17 protein-coding genes are annotated in these 23,402 nt (G+C 47.5%); 5 read left to right on the top strand and 12 right to left on the bottom strand.

The window, feature by feature from the left end:
- Nucleotides 1-11 precede the first annotated feature (11 nt).
- Nucleotides 12-629: an Ig-like domain-containing domain gene (locus tag B0H94_RS04195; RefSeq protein ID WP_106588001.1), complete on the bottom strand. Its 618-nt coding sequence runs from the start codon at nucleotides 627-629 to the stop codon at nucleotides 12-14.
- A 109-nt stretch (nucleotides 630-738) separates the two neighbouring features.
- Here B0H94_RS04195 and B0H94_RS04190 point away from each other — a divergent pair, with 109 nt between their 5' ends.
- Nucleotides 739-3,591, top strand: coding sequence for a vWA domain-containing protein (locus B0H94_RS04190; protein WP_106588000.1), 2,853 nt, complete (start codon nucleotides 739-741; stop codon nucleotides 3,589-3,591).
- Between the two features lie 535 nt (nucleotides 3,592-4,126).
- On the opposite strand, the gene B0H94_RS04180 is transcribed toward B0H94_RS04190, so the two are convergent.
- The 3 genes from B0H94_RS04180 to B0H94_RS14965 all read right to left on the bottom strand — a co-directional run bounded on the left by B0H94_RS04180 (nucleotide 4,127) and on the right by B0H94_RS14965 (nucleotide 7,861).
- A complete protein-coding gene (locus B0H94_RS04180; protein WP_106587998.1) occupies nucleotides 4,127-5,680 on the bottom strand; it encodes a hypothetical protein in 1,554 nt (517 codons plus the stop codon).
- Between the two features lie 107 nt (nucleotides 5,681-5,787).
- Nucleotides 5,788-7,461, bottom strand: coding sequence for a tetratricopeptide repeat protein (locus B0H94_RS04175; RefSeq protein WP_106587997.1), 1,674 nt, complete (start codon nucleotides 7,459-7,461; stop codon nucleotides 5,788-5,790).
- Nucleotides 7,462-7,534: 73 nt separating this feature from the next.
- Nucleotides 7,535-7,861 carry a hypothetical protein gene (locus tag B0H94_RS14965; protein ID WP_146139911.1) on the bottom strand — a complete coding sequence of 109 codons (327 nt, stop codon included), beginning with the start codon at nucleotides 7,859-7,861 and terminating at the stop codon, nucleotides 7,535-7,537.
- Nucleotides 7,862-8,117: 256 nt separating this feature from the next.
- On the opposite strand from B0H94_RS14965, the gene B0H94_RS04170 reads away from it, so the two are divergent.
- Nucleotides 8,118-9,680 carry a hypothetical protein gene (locus B0H94_RS04170; protein ID WP_106587996.1) on the top strand — a complete coding sequence of 521 codons (1,563 nt, stop codon included), beginning with the start codon at nucleotides 8,118-8,120 and terminating at the stop codon, nucleotides 9,678-9,680.
- A 209-nt stretch (nucleotides 9,681-9,889) separates the two neighbouring features.
- The gene (locus B0H94_RS04165; protein ID WP_106587995.1) at nucleotides 9,890-10,345 is read left to right on the top strand and encodes a hypothetical protein; all 456 of its coding nucleotides are present in this window, start codon (nucleotides 9,890-9,892) and stop codon (nucleotides 10,343-10,345) included.
- A gap of 32 nt (nucleotides 10,346-10,377) precedes the next feature.
- On the opposite strand, the gene B0H94_RS04160 is transcribed toward B0H94_RS04165, so the two are convergent.
- Together B0H94_RS04160 and B0H94_RS04155 are read right to left on the bottom strand one after the other, a co-directional pair.
- Nucleotides 10,378-11,193, bottom strand: coding sequence for a hypothetical protein (locus tag B0H94_RS04160; protein ID WP_106587994.1), 816 nt, complete (start codon nucleotides 11,191-11,193; stop codon nucleotides 10,378-10,380).
- A 100-nt stretch (nucleotides 11,194-11,293) separates the two neighbouring features.
- Entirely contained in the window at nucleotides 11,294-12,526 is a 1,233-nt protein-coding gene (locus tag B0H94_RS04155) for a CAP domain-containing protein (RefSeq protein ID WP_106587993.1), read from the bottom strand.
- A 300-nt stretch (nucleotides 12,527-12,826) separates the two neighbouring features.
- On the opposite strand from B0H94_RS04155, the gene B0H94_RS04150 reads away from it, so the two are divergent.
- Nucleotides 12,827-13,777 carry a nuclease-related domain-containing protein gene (locus B0H94_RS04150; protein WP_181315250.1) on the top strand — a complete coding sequence of 317 codons (951 nt, stop codon included), beginning with the start codon at nucleotides 12,827-12,829 and terminating at the stop codon, nucleotides 13,775-13,777.
- Nucleotides 13,778-13,990: 213 nt separating this feature from the next.
- On the opposite strand, the gene B0H94_RS04145 is transcribed toward B0H94_RS04150, so the two are convergent.
- On the bottom strand, nucleotides 13,991-15,400 hold the full coding sequence (locus tag B0H94_RS04145; protein WP_106587991.1) for an Ig-like domain-containing domain: 1,410 nt from the start codon (nucleotides 15,398-15,400) through the stop codon (nucleotides 13,991-13,993).
- 588 nt (nucleotides 15,401-15,988) lie between these two features.
- Nucleotides 15,989-16,495, bottom strand: a complete 507-nt coding sequence (locus B0H94_RS04140; RefSeq protein WP_106587990.1) for a hypothetical protein — start codon at nucleotides 16,493-16,495, stop codon at nucleotides 15,989-15,991.
- A gap of 444 nt (nucleotides 16,496-16,939) precedes the next feature.
- On the opposite strand from B0H94_RS04140, the gene B0H94_RS04135 reads away from it, so the two are divergent.
- Nucleotides 16,940-18,112 (top strand): acyltransferase, encoded by a 1,173-nt coding sequence (locus B0H94_RS04135; RefSeq protein WP_245893897.1) that lies wholly within the window; start codon nucleotides 16,940-16,942, stop codon nucleotides 18,110-18,112.
- A 39-nt stretch (nucleotides 18,113-18,151) separates the two neighbouring features.
- On the opposite strand, the gene B0H94_RS04130 is transcribed toward B0H94_RS04135, so the two are convergent.
- The 4 genes from B0H94_RS04130 to B0H94_RS04115 form a co-directional block, all read right to left on the bottom strand.
- Nucleotides 18,152-19,054 (bottom strand): polysaccharide deacetylase family protein, encoded by a 903-nt coding sequence (locus B0H94_RS04130; RefSeq protein ID WP_106587989.1) that lies wholly within the window; start codon nucleotides 19,052-19,054, stop codon nucleotides 18,152-18,154.
- Nucleotides 19,055-19,135: 81 nt separating this feature from the next.
- Nucleotides 19,136-19,585: a hypothetical protein gene (locus tag B0H94_RS04125; protein WP_106587988.1), complete on the bottom strand. Its 450-nt coding sequence runs from the start codon at nucleotides 19,583-19,585 to the stop codon at nucleotides 19,136-19,138.
- A gap of 23 nt (nucleotides 19,586-19,608) precedes the next feature.
- Nucleotides 19,609-21,186, bottom strand: a complete 1,578-nt coding sequence (locus B0H94_RS04120) for an S-layer homology domain-containing protein (protein ID WP_181315249.1) — start codon at nucleotides 21,184-21,186, stop codon at nucleotides 19,609-19,611.
- Between the two features lie 166 nt (nucleotides 21,187-21,352).
- Nucleotides 21,353-22,969: a stalk domain-containing protein gene (locus B0H94_RS04115; protein WP_106587986.1), complete on the bottom strand. Its 1,617-nt coding sequence runs from the start codon at nucleotides 22,967-22,969 to the stop codon at nucleotides 21,353-21,355.
- Between the last annotated feature and the right edge of the window lie 433 nt (nucleotides 22,970-23,402).

Below are 23,402 nucleotides of genomic sequence, written 5' to 3'. Positions count from 1 at the left end.
TGTTTTCCTCCTTACTCGTCTTCCGGGATTGTCCAGGTTGTTTCTTCAAGCAGCCGTTCGTCCCGGGCATATACACGAATCTTAACGTCATCTCCAGGTTCTAAAGCGACCACCGCCTGGCTGAATGTACCGCCGCCGGCCGGATGCATGTCGTATGTATCACCGGCGTGCTCAAGTTGCGCACTGATTGCGTCTTCAGCTGCATTCACTGTCACTTCAGGCGCAAGTGGCGAGTGCGCTACATCGATGTTTTGAATCACATCAGCGGCTTCGTATACAAACGGCTTGACCGCGCCTTCAGCAAGGGGCGTGCCTTCAGCCGAGGTTACATTGTCAGTGACGTGAAGTTCGTATGTAACACCTGCTTCATACGGCGTCTCTGGTGTGACGAGCAGCTCGCGCTCATCAGCGGCTGCAGCTACTTCAACCGGCACGGCACCGTCATCACTTTCAATGAACACATCGCTGTCGGTTAACTCGCTGTCATTAACGGGCGTTGAGAATGTAATCGTCCACGTTTTTTCCGGGTCATGGGTTACGGTTTCACTTTCTAAGCTGTAGCCTGCTGCTGAGATTGCAGCAAACAAGACGGCGGCTGTCGTATAAGCCGTCCAACGTTTTTTTGTCATAGCGCATCACCTACTCTTTGTATCGGTGCGAGACGCTGAAAGTTTTAAGGATACAGGCAAATGTTTCCGCAAGTTGTGAAAAAAATAATCATTAAAGGGGTTAAAGTGTATGAAACAATCATGGATACCGGCTGCGTTAAGTGCAGTGATCGCCGGTGGCTCGCTGTTTGCCGGTGCACCTGAATCCGCAGCTGCTGATGAACGGGTGTGCGGCACCGACCGGGGCGTTGACTTTATGTTTGTCGTCGATGATTCCGGCAGTATGGACTGGAATGACACGACGAATTCACGCGTGTCCGGCACGCAGGGTTTTATAGAGGATACGTTTACCGAGCATGACCGCGGCGGCGTTGTCGGCTTCTCGAATGAAGCTGCGCTCGTGCAGGATTTAACGGATAATACATACAACTTGATCGATGCACTCGGCGAAATTGATATGCCCGAAGGCGGCGCTTATATGTATACCGGGCTCGATGAAGCGATGGATGCCTTTGATGATACGAGTGCAAATGAAGACGTAATGGTTATCTTAAACGACGGCCGTACCGTTGATCAGTCGCGCACGATCGACACAGCCGCAGAAGCTGCCCGTGCCGGCGTTACCATTTATACGATCAACTTAGTGACCGAAGCAGACAGCGATGATGACATGCTGCGTGCGCTGACGGATGCTTCCGGCGGCGAATATTTCAGCGGCGAAAACGCCACTTCGCTTGAAAATGCGTACGAGGAACTTCGGGAATATATCGAAGGTCACCGCGCGCCGCAGACCCATGATGACTGGCGGCTTCAGGATGATTATGAAACGAGCGGCGACTTAGTCATTTCAAGCGATGTCCGCTGGGATTTAAACGGTTATGATGCAGAAATCGGCGGCGACTTAGTGCTGCACGACTGCGCGCACGTACGGGTGGATCACGGCTCCATTGAAGCAGACCGGGTGGAGCAGTTCCGCCGGGCGACGTTGAACCTGAATGACAGCCGGCTGGAAACCGACACGCTCGAACAGCACGGCACCCTTGATGTTAACGGTGACACGACAATCAACGTCAACGATGAGCTGCATCAAGGCTGGCAGGGCGTGCTTAACCTTGCAGGTGAGACACTGAATGTAAACGGCGACTTTACCCAGCAGGGTGAGCTCAACATGGCCGGCGGCACGGTGGTGCACGATGACGGCAGCTTCGTGCAGGAAGGTGCCATTAACCTTGGCGGCGGACTCCTCCATGCCCAGGACGGCTTAACGATGGAAGGCGGGCCGCTGCACGGCGAAGCAAGCGTGCGAAACATTGATGTTGCCGGCGGTGAATTGATCGTCGACGGAGCGCTCGGGCAGAACGTACTCACCCAGGAAAGCGGGCAGCTCGATGTGAATGACGGCTTTGTGGAAATTAACGGCAACTACTTAATCAACGACGGCTGGCTCACGATGACGAACGGCTACGGCGGCTTTGATACGTGGGATTCAGCATACGATGAGCTCACGTTTGATGCGTCACTGCAAGGCGATGTCGTCCGGGTGCACGGCGATTTTACGACAGAAAGCGAACGCAGCCACGGCACCCGCGATTATGACCATATCGGAGAGCCGATGCCGGATGAAGGCCATTTAACCGACGGATTCCTCGTCGTTGACGGCAATTTTTACGCCCTCGGGGATGACGAAGCCGATGCGAACATGAGCGACCGGGCGCTTGATTATAATGAAAGTTTCAGCAGCTACAACTTCGCCGCTGAAGAAAACCACCGGACCATTTTAACCGGCGCAGGGGCGCAAGGCGCACTCATTGAAGGAAGTAATTCTTCATTTGAAACGCTGGAAGTGGAAGGGTCGCTCCACGATTACGCGATCAACGGCGCCGTCGATTTCGGCTGGCAGGTGCTGCTTGAAAATGAGAAGTCCGATAATGCGGATCTTGGTGACATTACGATCAACGGTGTGACCCCAGGGAGCTTAGACGCCAGTACGCTTCATTACAGCAATGTTGTTGTACCGCAGAACAACCATAGCAATATTCAAGAGCTCGATGTGGATGTCACACCAGATGACGCCAACGCGGAAGTGAACATCGCCGGCGACCGGCTCGATGGCAATGATACAGCCGAACTGGCGGTGGAAATTGTGTCGGCAAGCGGCGATGAAGTCAACGAATATACGTTTGACGTACGCTTAGAAACGGATGAGGATACGGTCGACAGCTTGTCGCTTGACCGGGACCACGTGCATTTTATCCGCCCAAGCGGCGGCGGGCTGCAGCCGACAAGTGAAACCGTGAATGCGACAGTTTCACCAAGTTCAGCCTTGAATCAAGACATTACTTGGACATCAAGCAACACGAACGTGGCCAACGTGAACAGCAACGGCCGCATCACCCCGCAAAGTAACGGGACAGCTACGGTTCAGGCCGAAACAGAAGACGGCGGCTATACGGCAGCTGTCGAAGTGACCGTTGAAGATGAAACCGACTTTCAAAGCCGGGTGGATACGCTTGCGGACTTGATGGAAGATGCGGATTTGTTTAATGCCGTGACATCGCTTTACAGCTTAAACGATGTGGATGTGATCACACCGGGCGGCTTTATTAACGCGGTCAATTTCAGCGGACATAATATTATGTTTCCAAACCGGCTCGGCGAAGTGCAGACGGCAGGCAATGTGAATGAGCTGATGGTCGTCGCAAACGGTGAAGACGCGTTTCAACTGCATGAGACAAGCAGCGGGACGTTTCAAATTGCCCGGGGCAGTACGACGCTAACGTTTGGCGACTCGCTTGAGTTTGTGGCGACAAATGCCGCCGGCGATGAGATCGACCGGATCCAGACGATGTATGGCATCAACGTCAGCAGTCCGCAAAGCGGGTTCAACGCCCAATACACGTTAGACGGCTTATTAAACAACCCTGGCGACTTCCAGCGGCTGTTAAACGAATTCCCGCCGGAACATCTGCAGATTGATTTTTAAATGATGACAAAAGCCGCGGTGCGTGAGATGCACCGCGGCTTTTTGCCGGCGATTGGGTGTTCGCTCTCTTCGATTGGGCGTTCGCAACCCTCGATTGGGCGTTCGCTCCCTTCGATTGGGCGTTCGACCTCTTCGATTGGGCGTTCGCCCTCTCCGATTGGGCGTTCACATCTTTCGATTGGGCGTTCACATCCTTCGATTGGGCGTTCACATCCTTCGATTGGGCGTTCACATCCTTCGATTGGGCGTTCACATCCTTCGATTGGGTGTTCGACCTCTTCGATTGGGCGTTCGCTCTCTTCGATCGGGCGTTCAGCTACCTCGATTGTTGACAGGGGTCAGCCCCCTATTAAAAAATCCCCCTCACAGCAGCGCTGCCGTGAGGGGGATGCAAAAATATATGCTACTTATTCATCGTCTTTTAATTGAACCCTTTCTTTGAGTGCTATATTCATAGCCTACGCACCACCTGAAACTTCTTGAAATATCACCTACGAACAAAAACGCTGCACAATAACTACTTTTTCACGTATAGTTATTCCGTAATCTGGAATGGGTGCACCGTGTCATCCTGCAAGGGGGTTCCATCTTTAGAAGTTACGCCTTCTGTAATGTGCAGTGTGTACACTTCATCTGTGTCATACCCGCCTGCCGGGGCTGCTGCCTCGATCTCATCACCGGATTCATTCAACGTAACATCTGCATCCACCTTATTTTCCGCCTCGTCTTTAATAAAGACATTTTCTTCTGTAACAGATGCCTCATCAGCTGCTGCGCTTAAAGTAATCGACCAGTTGTGGTTTTTTATTACTTCTGGCAGGTCAGCGTCAGGTACCGTTGTGCCAGCCGGCGCAAACATCTTTAATGAATCTTCAGTTGCTGCGACAAAACGGTCCAATTCGTCTAAAGGAGAAACGATGAATAACTGATTTTCTCCCTCAGACTCATACTGAAACACCTTTTCACCATCTAAGTTATACATTTCGACCGTCGCACCCAGTCTCTCATGATTGATAATATATTCATTATTAAATAAAGTTCCACTCCAAGACTGAAACTTCGAAGAGCTTTCACTCCTTACACGCCACTGCTCTACCCCCTGCATATTAACCGCTGCGATTTCACCACCTACACCACTATTATAAATGGTTTCATCAACAATCGTGTTCAACGCATAGGCTGTAGATGAGGTGCTTGGCAAATCTACAGAAAAGGTTTGCTGCTCTCCTGTTGATAGATCATAGACATTTAATTCTGAATTCATTTCAGATTCATAGACCATTGGTACTTCAAAAGCATAGGTTTCTTGTTCGTTAATTGATGCCAAACCTCGCTCGAGGTCTTCTGCTTTATTTAACACAACTTCTTTTTCACCTTCATAACTAATGAACCAAACCTCGCCTTGGGTATGAACGTAATAACCTTCACTATTCGCCTCTAAGATAAAGCTGGAAGTCACTGGGTTGATCTCCGTCTGCCAAAGGATGTCTCCATCTGGATACATTAATGTTAAGTAGTTCGCACTATTAATTAACATAGGCTTATTTGCTACACCTGGCTTCACTACCGAAGCTCGCTCATCTTCTAGTAAAGTTTCTGTTTCACCATTACGATGAACCAACTCTACCCGATCATCGCCATCCCGCACGACATGATCGCTTGTCACATATGCATTAGTAATACGGTTCGCACCTTCTACCGTGAATGCATGTGAGCCATCCATTTCATGAACTTGCAGATCACCTCTTTGATTCCTTGGCTGTGACGATAATACCGATTCCTTAGGGTGGTAATTCACATCAATACTTTCATCCATTCCTTCAATCGAATTGCGCTCATTAATATTTCCTGTTCCTGGATCAATCGTCATAACATCAGCATCATATACTCCATCGACAAGTTCATATGTACCAAAGATTAATTCATCACCTTTCATCTCCGGTTCAATCAACGGGGCTCTTTCATCCTCAATTGGCACTTCCCATAGTTTTTCATAAGCATGATCGTTTTCCGCTGCCCCAGCGCCTGACGGCATAGCTAATGAGCTAATGATAAGGGCACTTAGCAGCATGTGCATCTTCTCTTTCACATGTAACACACCTTTTCTTTTTGAATGTTTCTAGTATAAAGGGCACACGTCTTTGTGTATATACTTTTTGTTCAAATTATTGAAATTTCAGGATCCTAACTGGGTAATTAATCCTCGACAAAACCACGTTGGTCATTTAGCTGTACAGGTTCGGCTTTCCAGGCGTCAAGTTGTTTTTCGTAGCGTGCGTGCGCTTCATCACGATTGATTAGCTCGCCCCACACTTCATACTTTGCCCGGTCAAATGGATCTTGGGTTATCGCTTGGCGAATATGAGCCTCTCCAGTTTCTTCATCACCAGCTTCGATCTTTTCTACCCCGAGCTGAAAACGGGCAGCCGCATGATAAGGAATGACCTCCAGCAGACGTTCGTAGTTTTGCTGTGTAAGCAGCGCTCCCGTGTGCCATGGGTAAGCTTCTAATGCCGCTTCCGGCTGCGCCGGCATATGTTGTTCAGCCTGCTGCAGCTGATAAGTGCCAAACCCTGCTGTCAGCATCATAAGCGCGGCTGCGACGCCACCGATAACCGGCCCAGGCGTTCCTCTGCTTTCCGCCTTAAGGTCGTAGGCAGCGAGCATCATAAACACGGCAGTGAGCACGACAATCAGAGGAAACGCGAGGGTGAAATCGACAAGGCTGTGCAGCAGGATGCCAAGCGCCGGCAGCGCCCAAAAGGTGTGGATGCGACGGATAATAAGCGCAATCCCAGCTGTAAACAGCGCAGCAAGCGGCAGGCCGAGCTCGATCGCCCAAGTGACCAAAGATGAGTGGAGCTCGTGGCTGATGTAGGGCGAAGACTGCGCCCGGTACATCATCGTCTGCCACGCATCGCCGCCGCGGCCGAGGGGTAAGGTGCCGGCTGTCTCCGTTAATGCGTCGCGCCAGTAAATCGCACGGTCTACCATCGTCGCACCAGCCCCGGAGACAAACGCCGCCACACCGCCAGCACTTAATAGAAGTAACAGGCTCATTCCGAGGGTTCGAGCGTGCCGCTGGTACAATAGAAAGTGATCCGCCAGCGGGAATATGATGTGCAGCACGCCGAGCATCAACGTAGTTACAAACGCGGCGAATGGCGGGAGCAGACCTGCAAGGAGCGCGGTCAGCGTAAGCGGCAAGCTGTGCTGCGCCGCCTGCTGTAAGGCTGTGGATTTGTGCTGAATCATAAGTACAGCAAGCACCACTAACAGGATGCCTAATGCTGCAAACGAATCGGTCATCGAAAGCAGTGCCGCCGCTGAGGCGAGAAACAGCGGAGCCAAGCGCCCTGCCCGGATGCTGTAGTACAAAATCAAGCTGAGATATACGGTCGCCGCTGCATTCGGATAACCTAGAAAGCCGGCGTAAGCACCTTCTCCGGTGACTGTGCCGTACCAATGTTCAGCGTTTATGAGCGCACTAATGACCGAAGAAGCTAGAATGACGCCGGCTACAGTATCTAATATCGCAAGAAGGTACCGTTTTGGCGGGCGATCCAAAGTCCCGAGCCAGAAGAGGAGGACAACGGAAGCGGTCATCGTCCATGTCATAGCTGAAGTCAGGGTGCTGTGGACCGACTCTACCCCGTTCAGCAAAGTGAGCATGTACGCAGATGGTACGACAAATAGAACAAGGCCGGGCGCTATTTGGCGCACACGGCCTTTCATTAAATGATAGGTGAGAAATAGCAGAACGAGCCCGAACCACCACGGAGCGGCCGGGAGCCACACGTCTGTTGAATAAAACCCTTCAAAAAACCAGGCCGCGAGCACCCACGCGCCGGCCAATATCCACTCCAGCATTACAGTTTCTCCTTTATGTTCAGTTGTTTGGGTTTACGAAAATCGGGCACAGTTATCTAAATGTATTTATATACTACCTTGATTCAGGCACCTTAAATAAATGCTTCACCTGTTCCTCGAGACGATGACCGTTACCACTCGTATGATCACTTGTAATAAACAGCGTATGTGCGCCAAGACTATATCCTTCAGCTGGTGCTGAAACGTGTATAGTAGTTTGGTCCAAGGCACCTAGGTTGATGTCGGTATCCAAAGGCTCTCCACGGTAGTCCGTAACATAAACCGAGGCTTCATTAGCTGTTGCAGGATCTAATGACTGATTAAAAGTTATGGTCCATGTGTGGTTTTCTTCTACTTCCGGTACATGTTTCGACGGCATTTCACCAGTTGGCGCAAACATTTTTACAGCATTATCAGTCGAATGGTTTTTAATACATTTTATATTATTTATTACTTACATGTAATTATATAAGCCTTGATACATTATTCATCTCTATTACTCAAGTGCTTTTAAGAAGATTATCCATATGGACCCAAGGAAATCAATCTATAAAAAGGAAAATAACCATTTCTTTATGATTAGGTTTATATTATCATGAACTATGTTACATGGTTACATGAAATCCAAAAATGGTTTTATACTAGGAGTGAGGTTGTTGAAAAAATGGTTACAACGTGGTTTTGCGATCTTTATTACAGGTATGATCGCCGGCACTGCACATGCAGGCGCTGAGCATCCATCGTTTTCAGAGAACTGGACGGTTGAAGTTGAAAGTAACATAGAGTTAATAGGAGATGTGGACAACAAGCTTATCAGCTTAGACAGTGGAACACAGACGTTAAAGGTTTTTGATTCCGAAAACGGAGAAGTTGTGAATACTACTGATATCGAAACCACTGAGAACCACCTTAATGTGAGCGGTGTTAACGAGGGATACATATTTATCGAAGCTTTTACGCCTGGAGGTGCCTTAGCTACTGACGGGCGATCAACTGAAACTATAGTGTATTCAGCAGAGGGTGAGAAAGTTTTTACGGTAGAAGGTGGTTTGATTGGAGCTGAATATGGTAAAAATCATCAGATACTTGTACAGCATCATGAAACTGATAATAATGCTATTGAATTACGAAGCTTTGAAGATGAAATCGTTGCCTCATTTGATCCGGCCTTTGAGGACCCCTTACAGATTATCCACACAAAGCCTGAATCGGATCCATCTGTGATTTTTTCTTACGGCCATGAAGACCCAACATTTGCTGCGCTAAATGAAGACCTTGACTTGATGTGGGAAATCGATGACCTTCCTGGAGATTTCGCTCCCACCGAGACTTCTTTGCTTGATAGCAGATTAATCGTCCACGGGCAGAATGATGAAATAGCTGCTTACAACATAGAGGATGGTACGAGAACGGACAACCTTCTAAAATATACCGATGAAGAATTATTTATACAAAAAGGATATTTTGATCATGAGAGGTTTCTCACGATTGAAGAGGATAAGATCAATCTTTACAATGAAAACCTGGAAAAAGTAACTACTCAACCAAGTCAGGGTAACGTTTCCAATATCAAGTTTAAAACTGTAGACAGCCCGAAGCAAAACCACGTTTTAATTACAGATTACACCAATTCTGAAGATTATACGAGCTCAATGTTAGATGAATCGCTCGAGGAACGCTGGACATCTGATAAAGCAACCGAACCCAACACAGGTCATACTACTAATTCAGAAGGCGAATTGTTAACCTTTATGCCTGACGAAGATACCTTGTATTACGCTAGTCCTGAACAACCGTATACGGCTATACATCAGCTTGAAAACAAAAAGCTCACTCAAGAGCCGGTTTTCAGCACTAATAACAAACAGGTATTTTTCCAAACCGTAGATGAAGACTTAAACATCTATTTAACTGCTCTCGACCGTGACCCCACTGAAAAAAGCAAGACAGAAGCAACACCGGCCGATCACGAATGGACGATTGAACTGAATCATGCAGTAGATGCTGATAGTGTACACAAAGACAATGTCTACATTAAAAATGAACATGGTACCACCCTCAACATTGAAAAAAGCGTACACGAGTATAAGATTGATGTGCAACCGGAGGATGGCAGTTACGCTCCTGGAGACTACACTCTACATGTAAGCGATGAGCTAACTTCTGAAAACGGTACTCAGCTAACTAAGGGTGTCCAGCATGAATTCACTGTCGACTAAAGTTATATAGAAATGAAGCTAGTTTTTGCTAAAACAATGTGCGAGCTATTTAATATTTTTGAAAATTGACGATATAAGGGTTGATGGCACTTAACTGCTTTGTGAGAAGTTACGTAGGCTTATGTATTTTGGGATATACTTCCCAGCGTAACCAAAATGCAGTATAATGCACTCAGTACTTAAAGATGAATCAAGGAGGTTTCTAACTTATGAAGAAACTTATTACTACCGGAGCTGTCGCGCTTGGCGTTGCAGTGGGAGGCTTTGCGGCGCTCTCTACCACCGCATCCGCAGATACTACACCCCAATCGGTGCTTTTTAACGTTGAAGGTGAACAGTATTCCGTTGAAGCAGTAGATTACGCCCGGGCCTATGGTAACCAGGACACAAATGAACTTTACGCGTTTTTAAGTGACTCCACAGACACGGGCTTACCTGATATTGCAGGTGTTTCCGTTGACGGCTCGACTTACATTGCTGCCGGCGACTATGCGCGCCTTCATGGCAACCCTGACACAACTGATTTCAGCGAATTTGATCCGCTCGATACCGGTGCCGCCGGGTCTGCTACTTTGGATAATGATGGAGGTTTACAAGTAGAAACAGGGCAAGATGATGACGCTGAAGATGTCGAAGAAGATTTTGAAATCGTTGATATCTCCTAAAAGCAAAGGCCGGACGCAATGTCCGGCCTTCTTTAGTAATAAAGAGTGGCTCCTTCGTAATGATCTTCTTCTCCACTAAAACCATATAACGCATAGCGCTCGTTATCTTCCTCATATTCAAAAACCACTGCCTCGCCTTGAACTTCAGCCTCCAATGAAATGTCTTCATCTTCCGGCAGACCACTTTCTCCTGCATCATGAATATAGACGTTCAAAAGCCCTGGGATACCAGCTTGTTCATACTCCATATTTAACTCGTCGAACTCCGCTGTTTCTGCAGAATCGTCTCCAGCTGCAGCTGCAGACGGCGGCGTGTCTTCATCACTGCCAAAAGGTCGGTCAGCGTTCTGGGATGAATTGTCTTCAGTCTCAGTTGAAGCACTGCTTATACTGCCATCTGAATCACCGGTTGCAGATTCGCTTGAGCCTCCGTTATTTCCTCCAGATTCACCATTTGAGCTAGTATCATCGCTACCTCCATTTGAACTGCTGCTTCCTTCAGCAGATCCATTATCTTCATCTGAGCCATTGCTTCCTCCAGCAGACCCGCTATCTCCATTTGATCCGCTGCTTCCTTCACTGGCATCATCGTCGCCATTTAAACTGCTCTCCTCTGAAGCTATGCCCTCGCTGGTATTTTCATCAGTGTCATCGTCATCTGTACCATTATTGGCTGTACTGCTTTCAGTTTCATCTGTATCTGCTTCGTCTGCTTCCTGCGCGACATCGCTACTACCATTATTCTGCATCGCTTCAGGCTCTTCGAGTTCTTCGCCATTACCGAAGCAGGCTGTAAGCGTTGCGGCCATGATTAAAGGGGTGCCATAACGAAGTATAGATTTTTTCATGTAACTTCCACCTCAATCTTGTTGGTTGTATTTTCATTATACTTGAAAATCATAGGTGTTCGGCAATAAATTATGGACAATTTGTATCTTTCAGCCCAGATTAGCGCGGGGTTAAAAATTTCTGTGTAATAAACGGTCGATTTTCAGCATCAAACGCAAAACCGACACTAACCTGCTCCAAATCGCCATTTAAAATATTCGCCCGGTGACCTGGTGAGTTCATTAAACCGACGTTGGTATAAACCGCTGCAGCCGTACCATACGCTACATTTTCCGCTGCCGCACCAAATGCAAAGCCATCATCTGATAAACGTTCAAAAGGCCCGCGTCCATCAGAACCGGCATGGCCTAAAAAGGATCCATCCGCCATGTCTTTGCTATGCGCGCGGGAAGTAGCGGTCGACGCTTCATGCCAGCCTAACGGCGCAAGATCGTGCTGGACCCGAATTGCCCCGAGCTGAGCGACGGATTGTTCTTCCAAACCAGCTCGAAGGTCATCGCTTGGCTCCCCGTAAAAACCGCCGAGGGCCTCTTCTGCCGCTTCATCAATGACAGCTACGGCCATTACTTCAGCTTCCTGCGCAAGATCGTAAAATACCCAGTGGTAGGCACCGTCATGATGGAATATGTCATTCGTATCATCTTCAACGACATAATTCGTGCCTTCACGATGAATATGTTCCAGCGGCTCGCCAAGTGCATCACGTGCATCCACTTGATCATCGCCAACGTTCACTTCAGAAATTTCCGGACTGTCCGGACTGAATGTTAAAAAGCCGACAGCTTCACGATCATCGTTGTAGCCGACCTGGGTATAAGCTGCGTAATCCTCGTGGTAAATGTCCCACTGATAGTCATAGATGCTTTCAACACCGCTCGCTTCTGGTGCCCCGAGAAACGTCTCGACCTCTTTCTGCTCTGCACCTAATTCGAGGGCCTCTAACGATTCTGCTTCTTCATCTTCTTCCATTGTAAATGGCAGCACGGCTTTTTCCTTCAATGCAGTGCCTTGTTCAGAGTGAAGCTCCTGCGGTACGACTAGCTCGTACGATGCGCCAGGGTCATAACCATCGGCGGGCGGCAGCACTGTCACTTCGTTTGATGCATCGAGCAAGGCTTCTACATAAAGCGTTTCGCCGTCTTCGGTTGCAACGCGGATGGGCGTTTCTGTCAACGCGTCTGTTGAGACATCACTTGAAAATGTAATGGTCCAGTCTTTGTAGCTGTCATCTATGGTACGCTCCTGCCACATATCAGCCGCGCCTGCTGTGCTTGCCGTGATAAGTCCTGCTGTGACGGCTCCGATCACAGCAATCAACCTTTTTTTCAGCATAAATACCGACTCCTTTTTCAGATAATTATATCATATGTTAGCAATTGTGGGGGCAGCTCAGAACACGGGGTGATAGTTTCCAGGTTTTAGAGAAAATAACAGTAGCATGCGCGAAACGAACAGTAGCGGCTGAGGAACTCACATTGGTCGCGACGAAACGAACGATATAGTCGACGAAACGAACGATATAGTCGACGAAACGAACGGCGCAAGCAGCAACTGCTGATTTTCCACCTTTTTTATTCGCTTTTGAAGCGTATTACGGTATAATCGATATAACTTATGGAAAGGAGCACCCTTTTGATTATTAAACCTCTCAAAAAGACGGCCCCGCTATTGCAGTTGGAAGCGCTGAAGCACCGGCTTCCGGCAGATCACCCCGCTTACCCCGGACTTATGACGGCGTACCATAAGCGCCACGCTGGTCACCGCGGCGAGCAAAGCCTCAACTTTATTTTCAACCGCTTCTTCTCCGAATTTCGTATTTTCCAAGATATCCGCCTCCCGGTTTCGCCGGATCGTTTTTTTCAACTGGATGCAATTCTCTTAACGCCTCACCGCCTATTTCTCCTTGAAGTGAAGCATTTAAAAGGCTCCATAGACATTCCATCACGGTATGGGTTAATGACGCGCACGCTGCCGGAGACAGTGGAGCAGTTTACGAATCCGCTTGTACAGTTGCATAACACGTCGGAGTTACTGTGGGTGTGGGCGGCCGAGCGCGGCCTGCCTGAGCTGCCTGTACACCATATTGCAGTGTTTACACATCGGGATAGTGTGCTGTGGCGGCCGGCGGATTGCCTGCTGCTGCGCCCGGAGGAGCTGTGGCGGGTCACGAAAGAATTAACGGCGGCGGATCCGGAAACGACAGGAAAGGAGAAGGCGCTTCAAAGCTGGCAGTCCGCTTTACTTGCCTCACATAAACCAGCGCCTCTCCCGAAATTAAGTTCCTGGCAGCTGACTTTGCAGAACCTTCGACCAGGCGTGCGTTGCGGGACTTGTAGCGATTTTACAATGCACTGGCTTCATAAACGCTGGCGCTGCACGCGTTGTGGGCGGATCGAATTGTATGCACACCGAGCAGCGTTAGAGGATTTTTTCAACCTCACAAGCGATCCTTTTACCAATGGTGAGGTGCGTGACTTTTTGCAGCTGAACTCGCGCCATACCACGCGCCGATTTCTTCAAGATGTTGGGTGCCGGCAACTCACAAAGCCGCACAGCCACCTGTATATCCCGCCGGGGTGTTAGTGAGCAGCACAGCAGCTGCTCACGTTTGTTCGTTCCCATTTTTTAGAGAAAATAACAGTAGCACGTTTGCAACGAACAACAACCACTGCGAAACAGACGACACTTTCGTTGGAACGCACGCTGACCGTTTCGAAACGCACAGTAAGTTAAGGTGAAATGCTTTATTAGACGAAATTAAGCCCTGCAGCTGTAAAACTGCAGGGCTTAATTCACTTATTCAACAGTAAAATTCATTCGGGTGGTGGAGCCGAGTGGTGTGCCGGATTCGTCTTCTACATCGCCGCGGATGTAAAGGTCATACGTTTCATCTTCATAAAAGTTATCAACTGGATCAAGCGTCACCGCCTGCGCTTCAGCATCGTAAGATACATCAACTTCCACGACATCACGGTCTTCATCAATAAGAAGAAAGTTTTCGTTCGCTACGGTGTCTTCATTGAGCGGCGCGCTGAAGGCGACGTTCCAAGCATGGTCTACAGCGACGCTTTCTTCTGAAGTGCGCTCATCTGCTTCTTCTTCATCAAGGCCGGACGTCCACTGCTCCTGTGCCTCCTGCACCGCTGCTTCAGCAGCTGCGATGCGCTCAGCTAATGCGTCAACGCGCTCCTGTACTTCGGCGCCGGCTTCATCTTCGCCATCCGCGTGCGGGTGGTTGGCGCGAACACTTAAACGCTGTTCAATCGAACCGAGCTGATTGCTTTGAGCGTTCAAGCGGCCAGGAAAGCTGTTGAAGCTTGCGTTTTCCCATTCAGCCAGCTCTTCATCAAGGTCCTCGTCTTCCTCTGCTTCTTCATCTTCTTCCGCGGATTCGTCTTCCTCTACTTCTTCATCTTCTTCCGCAGATTCGTCTTCTTCTGCTTCTTCATCTTCTTCCGCAGATTCGTCTTCCTCTGCTTCTTTATCTTCTTCCGCAGATTCGTCCTCTTCTACTTCTTCATCTTCTTCCGCAGATTCGTCTTCTTCTACTTCTTCATCTTCTTCCACGGATTCGTCTTCCTCTACATCTTCATCAACATCTGCTGCTTCAACCGATTCTTCTGCTTCTTCATCTTCTTCCGCGAATTCGTCTTCTTCTGCTTCTTCATCCTCGTCCGCAGATTCGTCTTCCTCTGCTTCTTCATCCTCGTCCGCAGATTCGTCTTCTTCTGCTTCTTCATCCTCGTCCGCGGATTCGTCTTCCTCTGCTTCTTCATCTTCTTCCGCAGATTCGTCTTCCTCTGCTTCTTCATCCTCGTCCGCGGATTCGTCTTCCTCTGCTTCTTCATCTTCTTCCGCAGATTCGTCTTCTTCTGCTTCTTCATCTTCCAAGTCTTCACCTAACTCAATATCGAAGTACGTGCTGATAGCTTCTTCAATCTCGGCGACGTTGTCTTCAATGCGATCCAGGTGACTTTCCATCGGCGCAATCGGCGGGCCAGGGGTGATATCTGACGGTGGACCGCCTGCGTTGTTATTGCCGTTGCCATTATCGTTTTCTTCTTCACCATTTTGCTGACCCGGTGCGTTGCCAGAGCCATTACCTTGATTTCCTGGCTGATCGGCTGCGGCTGTACTTAACGAGCCGGCACCGACAAGGGATGCTGCGAGCAATCCTGCACAGAGACGCTTTGCTGGTTTCTTCATTGTTAAAAACCTCCATTTGTCAAACTTGTCTGATATATATCGATTGTAGCAGAAACTTGTTGATTAAAACTATAGGGCTTTGTTCAAGGTACGAAGTTATGTATGGTAGTTGAAGAAAATAACAGTAGCACGCTCGGAACGAACAGCGGAGGTACCGGAACGCACACTACAGACTGAGCAACGAGCACCGCTCCGGCCGGAACGCACGGCGCAGGGATCGGAACGAACACTGCACTAATGTTACGTGCTGGACAGGGTGCGAGTACCAGTTTTTAGTGAAAATAACAGTAGCACGCTCGGAACGAACAGCAACGATATCGGAACGCACGCTCCAGGCCAAGCAACGAACGCCGCTCCGGCCGGAACGCACGGCGCACGGATCGGAACGAACACTACAGACTGAGCAACGAACGCCGCTCCGGCCGGAACGCACGGAGCACGGATCGGAACGAACACTATGCAGGCTGCGAATGAAAAGTGAGCAAATTTGTGCAGAATCATGACCGTTTTTGGCAGGGGTCTGACCCCTGTTAAAAAATCCCCCTCACAGCAGCGTTGCCGTGAGGGGGATGCAAAAATATATGCTATTTATTCATCGTCTTCTGCTGCTTCTTCAGCTTCAGTGTCTTCGTCTTCATCAACGTCGTCTAGATCTTCATTTTCAATAACGACGGCATCGATATCTTCACCTTCGTGAATGAACACAATGTCGTACGTGTAAGCATCTTCGAGTTCGTTATCAGCTTCGTCAGCGATATCGTCCGCTAAAGCATCGGTGTCAACGTCGGCGTCACTCACTGTCACATCAAGGATGATCGTGCCGTCCGTGAGTTGAGCGACTACATCTTCTACCCCATCGAGGTCAGAGAGCGCACTTTCAAGTTCAGCTTCGTCGATTTCCGGCTCTTCTTCTTCCGCCGGGTCCGCTGCTTCTTCTACATCGTCGTCAGCTTCGTCATCCATATTTTCTTCGGTTTCTTCACCGTTTTCATCTGCTGTTGCATCCGGTTCTTCGACATCTTCACCATTGCCACACGCTGTTAAGAGCGCTGCTGCAAAAAAAGGTACAGTTAATGCTATTACACTTTTCTTCATATCCATCACCTTAATTTCTATTTAGTATAAATTTATTATAAATCACACTTAAAGAAATTGACGAGGGATGTAACCACTTTTATAAAATTTTCCACAATGACGCAAATCTGCGGCAATGACTTTCTTGAAATGAGAAGTTCGTCATTTCACACAACATTTGATCACATAGATATTTCACAAGAGCGATATCAACCCATTCTTGGCTCTCAATCTATATACTTTTATCACTATATAGTCTGTCGGCGCCTCCAGCTCTGCTTTCTTACAGAAAACTTTATAAAACTATTTCGTCAGCTTTAACTTTACAAGCGTTACGACTGATATTTTCCGGTAAAATTTTTTGGGAAATTCTATGTACACAATACTCAGACGGTGGTTCATGATAAAATGTAGAAAGAAAAATTCAGCATCACATGCGAAATTGTGTGACAAGGAGTGACGTTCGTGAAGCCGGACCCTGGCAATCAATCAATTAATGAAATATTTGTTGTCCGCGCTTTGGCAATTTTAGCGGTAATTATGGTTCATTCGACATCAAACCCTGCAGCACAGATTGATGGACCATCAACGTCGCTGGCCGGATATAATTTTTTAAATATGTTTTTCAAGTTTGGTACACCTACGTTTATTTTATTGACTAGTTTTATTTTGTTCTACAACTATTACCAGCGTCCCGTAGACCGCGGACTCGTAACACGTTTTTACAAAAGGCGCCTCCTCTATATCCTTATACCTTATTTGTTCTTTTCAATTTTATATTTTGAATTAAATCAAGCCGTCCTCCGGCACGGTCCGGAGACATGGAGCGGTGCTTTTTATCAATTTGTAGGTGACCTCTTAACAGGAAGTGCTCACCCTCACTTGTACTTTGTGTTTATCAGCGTGCAGTTTTACATGATTTTCCCGCTGTTTTTAAAATGGATGCAGAAAAGCCGCTTTACGGTCGTAAACGCTTTATGGATCGGCTTGCTTATTCAATGGGCCTTTGTTTTTTACAACAATATGTCACTACAGTATCAAGAACCTGCCAGCTTGGCGATTTGGTATGCAGGATACTATTTCACCGGCGCATTTATTGGTATCTACTATCATAAAGTGTCTGACTGGCTGCGTGTCACTAAAGAAAACTTCCAAACGAAACGTCTCTTTCTTTGGCTCGGTGTATGGGGTTTTTGGTTATTTGGTGCCGGTGGGCATATTTATATTTACTACCTAACGAGAGCTTATGGAATGACATTTGATTCTAGGATTTATACAATGTTTTGGAACATCCACACGATCACAACAGCGATCATACTACTTCAGCTTTCATACTGGATCTATAAACACTGGCCACGGCCGATTGTAAATACACTCATTCATTTAGGTATTGTATCATTCGGCATTTACCTGCTTCATCCGCTTGTACTCCATGCTTATCGCATGACAGCAGACTTCAATGACCCAACCTCTCTAGTGTATCACGCATGGATTGCAGGTGGTTTTTTAACCGCTTTAGGCTTAACGTGGATTATTGTCACTTTCGTACTAAAATACATGAAAGGCGGCTGGATATTCTTCGGCGCCTGGCCGAAACAAAATCCTTTCATCTCGAAAAAGGATGAGCGCAGCAATTAGTAGAAAAGCCTCGCGGTGTTCTCCCGCGAGGCTTTTCTACTAAGATTTATGTTCTTCTAGCATATCGATCAACTCTTGGCTTGACATTCCGCCGGGTACATTAAACCGATGCATCAATCCATCCTTAACTTCCTCTTCGGTGTTCATCTGTGCACGTACCGTGAAAAACATTTCAATCCCAAGGTCCTCTGAGACATCACGTATCGTTTGATTGGATCTTCCATAAGGCATGGTAAAGGAGTTCATTGTAATTCCTAATTCTTCTTCCACCCGCTTAATGCCTAAAGCCATATCTTCACGCACGCGCTCTTCATACGCTTCTCCTGATTCCTCCGGCTTTCGAGCCGCCAAGACAGGTGATTCTTCCCCATCTTCAGTTTCAATGTAGTGATGTGAATCGTACGTATGGTGTTGGATATCAATATGACCACTCTCTACCATTTCACGAGCCTCTTCCCAACTGAAATGATTGTCCGCTCCTACATCTCTACGCTCAACAATAATGTAGATCGTCGCCTGCATGTCCATCTCTTCTAATATGGGATAAGCATACTCGTAATTGGATACATAGCCGTCATCAATTGTAATCAGTATCGGCTGCTCAGGCAGTGCATCTTCATCCCCGTTTTTAAAGTCGATTAAATCTTGGTCATTAATTGTTTCGTAGCCGGCATTATCTAATGCTTCAAGCTGATCGCGAAAATCATCAGGGTGTACCGTTAAAGAATTCTCTTCTTCTGTGTCAAAATCGTGATACATTAACACTGGGATGTTATGCTCTGCATCTTCGGGGGCCTTTGCATCTTCTGAGCCCGGCTCGTCTTGTGAACCGTTTTGTTGATCAGATGCTTCATTATCCGGAGGGTCTGATGGCAGCACGGCCATATAAGTCACTAATGCCCCGATAATAAGAACACCTACAATTGGCAATAGGTATTTCAAAAACTTGCACCTCGCTTCTCTAAACTCTCAGTCACTTCAGTCATTTTATAATAAAGCATAACCTTGTGTCACTTAGAGAAATTAAACGGCAGCTCTGTGTTGATCATTGACTGACGACAAACTACTGTTTTTAAGAGAAGTGATACCCCCCACCCCCGCATCTTCAAGCGCCGGCGTGATGTAATCTTCTTCATCGACTAGGAAATCAACTTCTAAATCACCACCTCCGGCACTTGTAGAGTTGATTTGAAAATAACTATCCGGATGGCCGTCGTTATACGTCTGCGGTCCGTAAACCTCACCGAACGCCGGTGCGGTTTCCTGCGGCTTGTACGTCTGTTGAGGGTTGTCTGTCAGGGTAAACCCAATCGTCCGGAATCGTGTGCCGGTGCTTGCTTCCGTCGTTATAGTCCGGAATTCAAGCGCTCCATCATTGATGTGCGCTGTATTGCCAAACCCGGCGCCGGCCTCCTGTGCCATCAAGAGTGCCAGCGCCGCGGCTAGAAAGGCGGCGCTCACTACCCTTTTCAATGTCTCACCTGCTTTTCAACTTTTTAACGGTAGCTCCAATGGAATGTGATTGATGGACCGATAACTCCCCATGTCGGACCCCAATTTCCACCAATACTAGAACCAATTCTAATATCAGAGTACCCTTGATATCTTCCTTGTCCTAAGTCCTGCCACTCACCATCAATCATGGCTTGATCATAAATATCGAATAATACATCTTCGCGCTCATTGTACTCCTTAATCTCGAAGTCAAAAGCACCGCGCATATGTTGGCTGGCATCTCGATAAATGAAAGTCGGCTCCGGCTCAAACCAGCCTTCAATTACAATTTCATTTTCCTTCACCCAATCAACGTAATCATATATTTGATCGTCAATTTCACCTGTTGTCACCTGCTCAAGAGTTTCTTCTGCCCAGCTTTCATCTATGGTGCGGTAATCAACATTCAAAATGTTGTTGTAATATGTGCGTACCCTTTCAAGCCAAAGCGAGACATTTTCTTTCGTCACTTGGTCACCTTCGTGTTCGCCATAGAATTCTGAAGCGGTTTGAAACAGCCCCTCATCAACATTTCTTTCCGGAGATTCATAAAAGTCTGCCGGCACATGCTCTAACAGCCAAGGGAAAAATTCTTCATTGGAAAGATCGTCACTTGTCCGATACGGCCGCCCCCACCAGTCAACTTCTTCCTCTTCATAACCGGCAGCTTCAATGGTTAGCTCGTCTGTACCGGTTTCTACATCTGCGCCAAAGACTAGATCAATCACATCGGTGTGCAGGGCAAGCTCTCCGTCTGCCTCAATCGGTGCCTCATCGAAAGTCATGCCACCCTCATTATCGAAAACGGTACGCGGAACACCTGCTTCAAACGCGGCTGTGAGATCCCCACGGTCTACTTCAGCACCTGCATCGGTCGTGTTTACGTCATAGCCCATCTTCTCCATATCGCTCACAAGGATATAGCTTTCCCCGTGGTGAGAGACCGCTTCAACTTCTTCGCCTTCCACTGTAACGGATAGGCTGTCATGATCTTGATAATCAAGCGCACTTATGAGGAATGCGGCCATCTGCGCTCGGGTTGTCGGGTTATTCGGACGGAAAGTGTTATCCTCATAGCCACTTGCAAGTCCGGCACTTACAGCAGCTTGAGCGCTGTCATACCCCCAGTGCTGTTCACTCAAGTCGTCAAACGACGTCGATGCTTGCGCTTCAAGATCAAAGGCATTGGTAAGCACTTCGGTCATCTGCGCTCGTGTGAATTCAGCTTCTGGTTCGAACCCTTCATTTGTTCCCTGCATGATACCGCTTGAGTACACAGCTTGAATGTCATTGTAGTGAGGGTGGGAGCTGTTGATGCCAAGATCAGCCGGCAGCGCTTCATTTGTGCCGTCAAGCTCTAACCCTCGGTTGAGAATCGCCGCAACATGCTGGCGTTGAATTGATGCATCCGGGCGGTATGTACCATCCGGGTAACCGTTAATGATTTCCTTCTCGACCATTTGTTCAATAGAGGATTTCGCCCAATGTGTAGAACTTACATCATCAAATGCGGCCTGTGCTGTACTGCTTACACTAAACATCAATGCACCGGCAACACCGGCACCAATAAGTTTCTTCATATACATCAACCTTTCGTTCTATGATATAAGTAATAATTTTAATTTTACCAACTATGAAAACGCATTTCCAGGTTACATAGTAACTGAAAAAGCTCCCCAGTAAATACTGCGGAGCTTTTTCTTACTACAAAATAGCTTCTTCACATCATGGAGTCCCCGTTCGTATTTATGGGGCTCCTACCGTCCGGCCGCGTCCCCAGTCGACGACAGCGTCAAATGATTCGCCGACAAAACGGGCCGGCACATACGTGCGTCCGCTTCTTACATCGGCTGCTACATCGAGGTTAACTTGTTCTCCGTTTAACGTTGCGTTGGATTGACCGATCGGCAGCTCAATGGCAACTTCACCGTCATCTGCATAAACGACCTGGTTTTGCTGATCCCAGCCAACATCTAAACCTAGATGTTCAAACACCGATCGTACTGGAACCAGCATTCGGCTGTTTTCAGTTAAAGGCATTGCATCGTTAAACGAGACTAGTGAGCCATCCAAAGCTAATTTTGTGTCCTGCTCACTGCTTAATTGAAGCCCTAACTGTTCAGCAATTTCATTTAAAGCGATATAATGTTTGCCGGCATGAATGACAAACGGCTGTTCACTTGTTGTTACGCCGTCCCACGTTAACGTTGTCTCAGCTGCGTTTAATGTAGCTGTCTGCTTATACGTTTGATCATACGAACTCCGGGCATTGAACGCATGTGTCAGTAGAGATGCGGCGTCTTGATAACGTTGATTGCGGGTGCCGCGCAGTAATGAAATGGTGTAAGTATTTCCGTTTTGCTCAGCAAAAGTCACTAAGTTGTGCCTCGATGCTGACGTATAACCGGTTTTACCGCCGGACATACGCCCATCATAATGGTGTTTATCAGCATGAATCTGCTGGTTGGTTGCTTCCCATTTACTCGTTTTCGGCTGGCCGTGACGGTCCGTATAGCTTGCCCAGTAGGTTGAAGTGCTCACTAAGTCCATAAACGTTTCATACTGACTTGCTTCATGACCAATTAAGGCCAGGTCAGCAGGTGTTGTATACTGTTGTTCGTCGTGCAAGCCGTGCGGGTTTTTAAAATTCGTTTGCATCGCACCGAGCTCTTCTGCTTTCTCATTCATCATATCGATAAATGCCGATTCACTGCCTGCAATATGAACAGCCACAGCGACTGCTGCATCATTTCCGGAAGGTACCATTAACGCATAAAGCAGCTCTTCAAGCGTCATCCGGTCACCTGGATCAATATCAGCCGTTGAAGTGCGGCGGGGGATCGAACTTGTAGCCTCACTTACCCGAACTGTTTCTTGAAGATCCCCGTGCTCGAGTGCAACAAGCGCCGTCATAATTTTTGTTGTGCTCGCTGGATACAAGCGTTCTGTTTCGTTTTTACCATAAATGAGGCTTTCTCCATTTTCGACCACCGCTCCGCCTCTAGCGCCAATGGTTGACGAAAAGGTTCCGTACTCAGTAAATGAAGGAATGCGGTCTTTCGGTAGTGGTGAAAGCGAAGGCAGGCTCGCAGATTGAGCCGTTTCTGTCACTACCAGTCCGTCTTCTGTAACATTGTAATCCGCATCTACGATATTCATCACATCATCAAAAGCTATATAAGCTTCTGATCCATTGGACAAAAGCGGATACTCTCCCAATTGCTCGCCTTGTCCATTTTGAAGAAATACAGGTTCTTCTTTCACAAGCAAAGCTTCAGCCTCACCTGAAAAGTAAAGTAAACTTCCTGCAAAAACTGTCGCACTCAAAACCTTAAACGTAAACCAATTTCTCTTTGCCCCCATCAACGCTTAACCCCTTTTTCTTTCCTTGAAAAACAAAACGATTCGCTTCTCATAGTACTATGTAATTATTAACAGACTCTATATTACTATTTATATCAAAATATTACAATATAATTATGTAATAAATTGAAAAATCATGAGTCTTTTTGTGTTATTAAGGGGAGGGCCGAACAAGGGTGAAAATATCCATATTTTAGAGAAAGTAACAGTGGCTCGCTCGCTACGAACAGCACTGGTTTTGCAACGCACGCTGCCTCTAGTGAAACGAACAATACTTCTCTCGCAACGCACGACGCTGGAGCAGGAACGAACGTTACAAACTCATAAAGGCTCCGGGCAGATGCTTAATCAAGTATTTTTTAGGGAAGCAGACAACTTAGATGGTCAATAAATATAAAGGGGCGTCCCCCCGAAAGGACAACCCCGCTTATTT

Source organism: Salsuginibacillus halophilus (genome assembly GCF_003014715.1).
Classification (GTDB): Bacteria; Bacillota; Bacilli; order Bacillales; family Marinococcaceae; genus Salsuginibacillus; species Salsuginibacillus halophilus.
This window is presented reverse-complemented; position numbering and strand designations above follow the sequence as displayed.